Here is a 6,229-nt window from a genome sequence, read left to right as displayed (position 1 = left end):
CACTAATTGGACTCTCTTTTACAAAACGCTCAAATATTGCTCCCAGCATTCACCATCTCCTCCGCTACTTTTTAGTTTGCGATCGCATGGCATTATTATCCGGCTATTTGTCACCTTGACAGGGCTACACTTGCCACTCTGCATCACTGACATCAGATTGATAAGTTTTTCTTCCCATTTTTCTGAAGAATAATACCTCACTTCTTGATCTATCCTCAGATGAGATTATCGCCTGATTTGGCTTTCTTCACATTTCTTTAGAGACAACCTCTAAACATTCTTTATAATCGTTGACGGTTGACGGTTATCGGTCATCAGTCAACGGTCAACAGTCATCAGGTAAATGTACTAGTTTTATGCGTAACAGCTTAAACAAACTAATTGTTTATAGTCAAATAAAAATCATCACATGCAGCAATGCAACACCAATATCCAACATCCAAAATCCGAAGCCGACTATGGTGTTGGGAAGTTTTTTTTTGCGATTTTGGCTCCTTTAATATCCAGCAATTGTGCTAATTCGGTTGTATTCAATGACTTGACGAGACTCAAACCAAGCGACTTACTAGAAATGCTTTGAGCGTAGCCTGCATTAAGGTAGGGGGTGTATTGCGGTCTTCCTACAACATAAGTTTGGAAGAAAGGTAAACTTAAAACATTCATGTAAAGACGCGCTTGGGAAGCATCGCCAATCATATCGGCAGGTAATGCTACTTGTTGATTTGCGGGGTTGGCATTGCCAATAGTGGAAAAGTGAGTGCCACCTACAAGCATGACGAGATATTTTTGTGAATTCGCCAACCAGGAGAAAGGTAAAATTTGCTCGGATAAAGCTGGTGCAACTGTATCATCACTACTGCCGACAATCATCACTGGAGTTTTGATTTGACTTAAGCCAGCTTTGCCGAAAATAGAACTAGTAATGGGATTAACTGCGATCGCAGCTTTCACTCTCTCATCCCGCAGGTTATAATCCTTGCCAGACTTGCTGATGCTCAATTCTAAAGCGCGACACTGGAGCATTAAAGACATATTCCAGGTATTTTGCAGTGCTGCTGGTTGACAGTCAAGTTTTAGCTGCTCAAAGTTGATTTTAGCGCCTGCCAAGGCTAAGGCTGTGTAGCCTCCCAATGATTGACCAAATACTCCGACTTGTTGCAGATTTAACCGACCTTTAAACCGTGAATCAGATTGATTACCTTTTTCCAATTGATTCAGGATATATGTTATGTCCATTGGTCGGTCTTGAAATTCACCTGGTTCTGCTATTTCATTGGCGTGTCCTTTTAGCAAGGAACGCAATTGTTTAGCATCACTACCAGGATGATTGGGAACGACGACGGCAAATCCGTAAGAAGCTAGGTGCGTGGCCAAATATTGAAAGTTGCTGCTATCTAAACCCAACCCGTGAGAAATCACAATTACGGGTGCGGTATTCTGGACATTGGGAATGTAAATATCAGTTAATAAAAGCCGATTGCGTGTTGAGTCGAAAAACTTTTGGGTGTATTTTTGCGACTTAAACTTTCCCGGAACCTTTAAATCGGGTAATTGCGATAAATTTGGTTGTTTGATGATAGCAGCTTCTATTTTAGACTCTTGAGAAACTGCTGCGATCGCCCGATGGGTTTGGTTAACAAGTTTCTCCAATTCTGTAGCTATTTCCAAAGTCTGCGCGACATCAAGGCGAATGCTGCTGCTGGGATATTTACGCAACACATTCAAAAGTGTCAAGCCTCCCGATTCACCAGAGGCTAAAATTAGCGCCGAACGCAAAGCACCAAATCCTGGTTCTGGATGAGGAGATTTGGCTATAATTATTTGCGCCAGCCGATGCAACAACAATTCTCCTTGCGGTGTGTAGAGAAGTTGCGAAACTACTACCGGAGTAACTTTCACACGATTAAGTAAAATCCGCCGCAATTCTTGAAGCTGTTGTAGAGGCAGATATTGCTGATAGGCTGCCAAATCTTCGTTAATTATACCTGTTTTGGCGTACTTTTCTAAAGTAGTGACTGAAATGGAAAGCTCTAAAGCTGAATAAGATGCATAAATCCGCTCTGCTGCCAAGACAGAATTGCTAATTCCAAATGTTGGCAGCACCATTGAAAGAACCAGCAATAGGGAATTTTTTCTCAGGGTGCTGGCCCAATTACCAAACAAACTATTCATCGCTCAACTGTTTCGGTAGTCTGGTTTTATCAGGTGTTGGCTTTGGTAGTTATTCGGGCACCCTGTTTGGTTTACTTAAAGTTCTTAGCCTGGGTTTTTTCAAAACAGAATTTAGGAGTCAGGAGTTAGAATTCTCTAGTAATTAATTCTGACTCCTGAATTCTGATTTCTGAATTCTTCTTCAAGAATTTTTTCTTGGCTATCAAGTCAATAATCAGATCCTACAGAGTCACACAGATGGTTAAAGTATCCATCTTATAAGAGGCTGACTTCCGTAGTTTGCCTTCACTAGTAAATCATAACAAATAAAAAATGCTCTGCCTCAGTATTTATGTTGTAGCTTTGAAGATGGCATGAATTTACTAGATGAAAAAGCCAGTACAAATCCTGAAAGGTATTCTTATTAACTAGTTCCGTGGGTTTAAGTCCCCCGGTTCAATAAAAATTTTGTTTTGTGTTGGGGTTAAATCCCCATTACAAAACAAAATTTACGAAAGCGTTGCGGGGCGAAGCCCATTACGAATTACGAATTACGAATTACGAATTATTTAATTAGCTTTACCCAAAGCGATCGCTACTGAACCTGTGACTACTAAACCGGCTCCTAATATTGCTATGGAAGTGAAGTTTTCTGATGGTATCCAATTAGGTGCGATAACTGATACAACTGCAACTGATATTAATGTCACAATGGGAGCTAAAGCTATTACGGCACTCACTCGTGATGCTTCCCAATGTTCTAATGATTCGGCAAAAGCACCGTAAGCGATTAAAGTATTCAAAGCACAAAAAACTAGCATTAATAAATGGAAGCTATCAAGTATAAAAAGTGATTGTATTTTGGCTAGAGGAGTGAATAATAAAGCACAGCCCCCATAAATAATCAGCATAATGCTAGAGGAAGATAAAGATTGTAATAACTGCTTTTGTGCTAAAGCATAAATAGCCCATGCCGTTGCTCCTAGCACAATCAAGACACTACCTAGTATGTATGTGCCAGGCGCTGTAATTAAATTTGTCAGTTGTTCCCGAAAAAATAAAAGATAACCGCAAGTCATTACACTGACACCAATCCATTGATATAGCCGATAACGTTCTTTAAAAATCACTAACCCTCCGAAACCTAATAAAAGGGTAGATAATTGAATGAGAACTTCAGCGTTAGCAGGCGATGTTAGTGCTAAACCTTGCATGAAGAGAAAGTAATTAATCCCTAAAAATAGTGTAGCGATCGCTAATAATTTCCAAGAAGCAGAACGCAGTTGTTCTAACTTTGGTAATTTACCGCGTATTCCTAAATACACACCAAGCAGTAAAAATGATACCAAAAACCGAAACCAAATAACGGTATAGACATCAAGTACTTGCAGAGTTACCGCCAGAGCAATAGGTAAAATTCCCCACAATAAGACCGTCAATAGCGATAACGCTAGCCCTAAGCGCCAGCGACCAGAACTTTGATGTAGTGACATTCAAATATTTTACCCAAAGTAGGGCTGATGATAAATTAAAACGTATCCAATTTGTATACCTAAATTTTATCAAGCTTTTGTAGATAAAGCATGTTAATAGCCTGCTGAATGCAAGTTAAATGTAGAATAGCTTACCTACTTTAGTGAATTTCTTTATAGTCTGATAGCGTTTTTTGCTCACATAAAATTTGTAAATTGTCTAATTACTTTACATGAATATTACATTTGAAATTTAATTCAAGATGTATAATTTTTTTCGGTGTTATTTAACCACAAAAAAACTATGGGGATTATACCCATAATAAGCTTAGTAGTCTTTCTTACTAGCTTATCAATTTACATGCTACTGACCTCAAGAGGTCGGTTTTTGCTCAAACCTTTGGTGACAAAAATAAAACGCCAAGGGTGGAAATTCAGGAATGGCAAGCTTAACTACCTAAGATTAAGATTTTCAAAGACTATAACAATTGCTGCCATTATTCTGGCAGCAGTAATAGCTGGAAATACCGTATCGGCACAGGTTACGCCGCCGCCTCTAACTTCGCTCAAGAGCGTATCGGTTCCAGAGCCTAACAATCTTGGAGACTTTGTAAAAGACAAAGTAGCTGCAATCAAGTTAGGAAAGGCTCTTTTCTGGGATATGCAAGTTGGGAGCGACGGAAAGACCTCCTGTGCTAGTTGTCACTTCCATGCTGGAGCCGACAATAGATCCAAAAATCAGATTTCTCCTGGGCTTTTGCGGATTAACGCTGATGGTACAGTGAATCCGGATACAGCTTTTGATGTAGGTGGTGCGCCAAACTACCAGCTTAAACCAGAAGATTTTCCCTTTCACAAGCTGTCAAACCCGAATGATCCTAAAACCGTTGTATCTGACCGAAATGATGTCAGTTCCTCTCAGGGGGTCTTCAATGCTAAGTTTGTTGATGTTAAACCTGGTAGCGCGGAAGACGAAGTAAAAAACGAGCTAGATCCGGTGTTTAACGTCGGAGGTACAAATGTGCGCCGCGTCCAGCCGCGTAATACCCCAACTGTAATTAATGCAGCATTCAACTTCCGCAACTTTTGGGATGGAAGGGCAGAGAACATCTTTAATGGGGTGAATCCCTTCGGTTTAAGAGACCCTAACGCCTCTGTGGTAAAAGCAGAAAAGCCAAATCAGCTCAAATTTGTCAAAATCAGACTGAATAATTCGTCTTTGGCTTCTCAGGCGCTAGGGCCGCCACTGAGTTCCTTTGAGTTGTCGGCTGATGGTCGCACTTTTCTAGAAATTGGTGATAAGTTCGGGCGAATTGACAACAAAAAATCTCTCAGCACACTGCCGCTAGATAATCTAGATAATCTAGATAATCTTGCTGATACTCTAATTGGGCCGCTACTCAGTTCCGTTGAAGAACTTACTGGTAATTTGGCGCAAATTGGCAACAGTAAATCTATCAGCACACTGCTGCAAAATGTTCTGTCAATTAGAGGTACAAAGCTCCCCCGAGTCCTGGGGCAAAAGTTATCTCGCCTCAGACCGCTAGGCAAACAGGTTGTGCATCCACAAGACAGCGTTTTAGGTGCAGACAGTAGATCGCCTCAGCCCGGGCTGAAGGATAAAACCTACGATCAGCTGATTAAAGATGCCTTTAAGCCGGAGTGGTGGAAGTCTAATCGACTCATTCAAGTTGATGCTGAAGGTAGACGGAATTTTGTCAACAGCCCTGATAACTCTTCTAAAACCGATGAGTACACGCTGTTGGAGTATAACTTCTCACTGTTCTTTGGGCTGGCAATTCAGTTGTACGAGTCTACACTCATTGCCAACGATACGCCCTTCGATCGCTTCTTGACAGGAAACACCGCAGCCCTAACCAAGGAGCAGCAACTAGGTAAAGACCTGTTTCAGGGCAAGGCTCTGTGTATTGGTTGCCACGCTGGATCAGAATTAACAGCTGCTTCAGTGAGCAGCGTGGCTAAAGACGGACGAATCAAACGTGCGCCGTTCGGTGCAAAATCCCCTGAAGACAATGGCTTCTTCAATATCGGCGTTAGACCTGTTACGGACGACCCCGGTTTGGGTGCTAATGACGGTTTGCAGGGTAATAATCCGCTTTCAGAAGCACGATTGGCTCAGTTGGGTAAATTTCAGCTTCTCCTCGGCGAAAACCCCCCCACCCTGACTCCACCGTTGAATTCTAGTGAAAAAGTGATTGCAGACGGAGCTTTCAAAGCGCCTGGACTTCGCAATGTCGAACTCACTGCCCCCTACTTCCACAATGGAGGTCAAGCGACTTTAGAGCAAGTGATTGATTTTTACAATCGAGGTGGTGACTTTGGCGCTCTTCCCCCCCTGAATCTTTCACCAGAAGAAAAACAGCAATTGGTCGCCTTTTTAAAGGGACTGACTGATGACCGAGTTAGGTTGGAGAAAGCGCCTTTTGATCATCCGCAACTTTTCGTGCCCAATGGACATCCGGGTAATCAGAGATCCGTTATCGACGATGGTACGGGCAAAGCTACGGATAGCCTATTGGAAATTCCTGCTGTTGGTAGGAATGGTGGTAGTGCTATACAAAATTTCTTGGAGTAATAACATTTCA

Annotated in this window: 3 protein-coding genes; 1 reads left to right on the top strand and 2 read right to left on the bottom strand. The window is 41.7% G+C overall.

Going from position 1 to position 6,229, the window contains the following annotated elements; all coding sequences use genetic code 11:
• Positions 1-456: 456 nt before the first annotated feature.
• Together LC586_RS25360 and LC586_RS25355 are read right to left on the bottom strand one after the other, a co-directional pair.
• The gene (locus tag LC586_RS25360) at positions 457-2,106 is read right to left on the bottom strand and encodes an alpha/beta hydrolase (RefSeq protein ID WP_229488009.1); all 1,650 of its coding nucleotides are present in this window, start codon (positions 2,104-2,106) and stop codon (positions 457-459) included.
• 614 nt (positions 2,107-2,720) lie between these two features.
• Complete coding sequence (locus LC586_RS25355) at positions 2,721-3,644, bottom strand: DMT family transporter (protein ID WP_229487992.1); 924 nt, start codon at positions 3,642-3,644, stop codon at positions 2,721-2,723.
• A 340-nt stretch (positions 3,645-3,984) separates the two neighbouring features.
• On the opposite strand from LC586_RS25355, the gene LC586_RS25350 reads away from it, so the two are divergent.
• Positions 3,985-6,219: a cytochrome-c peroxidase gene (locus LC586_RS25350; RefSeq protein WP_229487984.1), complete on the top strand. Its 2,235-nt coding sequence runs from the start codon at positions 3,985-3,987 to the stop codon at positions 6,217-6,219.
• Positions 6,220-6,229: the final 10 nt, after the last annotated feature.

It is taken from the genome of Nostoc favosum CHAB5714, assembly GCF_020829495.1.
Classification (GTDB): Bacteria; Cyanobacteriota; Cyanobacteriia; order Cyanobacteriales; family Nostocaceae; genus Nostoc; species Nostoc favosum.
This window is presented reverse-complemented; position numbering and strand designations above follow the sequence as displayed.

Coding starts and splice junctions, on each gene's coding strand:
- LC586_RS25350 (WP_229487984.1), top strand. CDS start 3,985: ATGCTACTGACCTCAAGAGGTCGGTTTTTGCTCAAACCTTTGGTGACA.
- LC586_RS25355 (WP_229487992.1), bottom strand. CDS start 3,644: ATGTCACTACATCAAAGTTCTGGTCGCTGGCGCTTAGGGCTAGCGTTA.
- LC586_RS25360 (WP_229488009.1), bottom strand. CDS start 2,106: ATGGTGCTGCCAACATTTGGAATTAGCAATTCTGTCTTGGCAGCAGAG.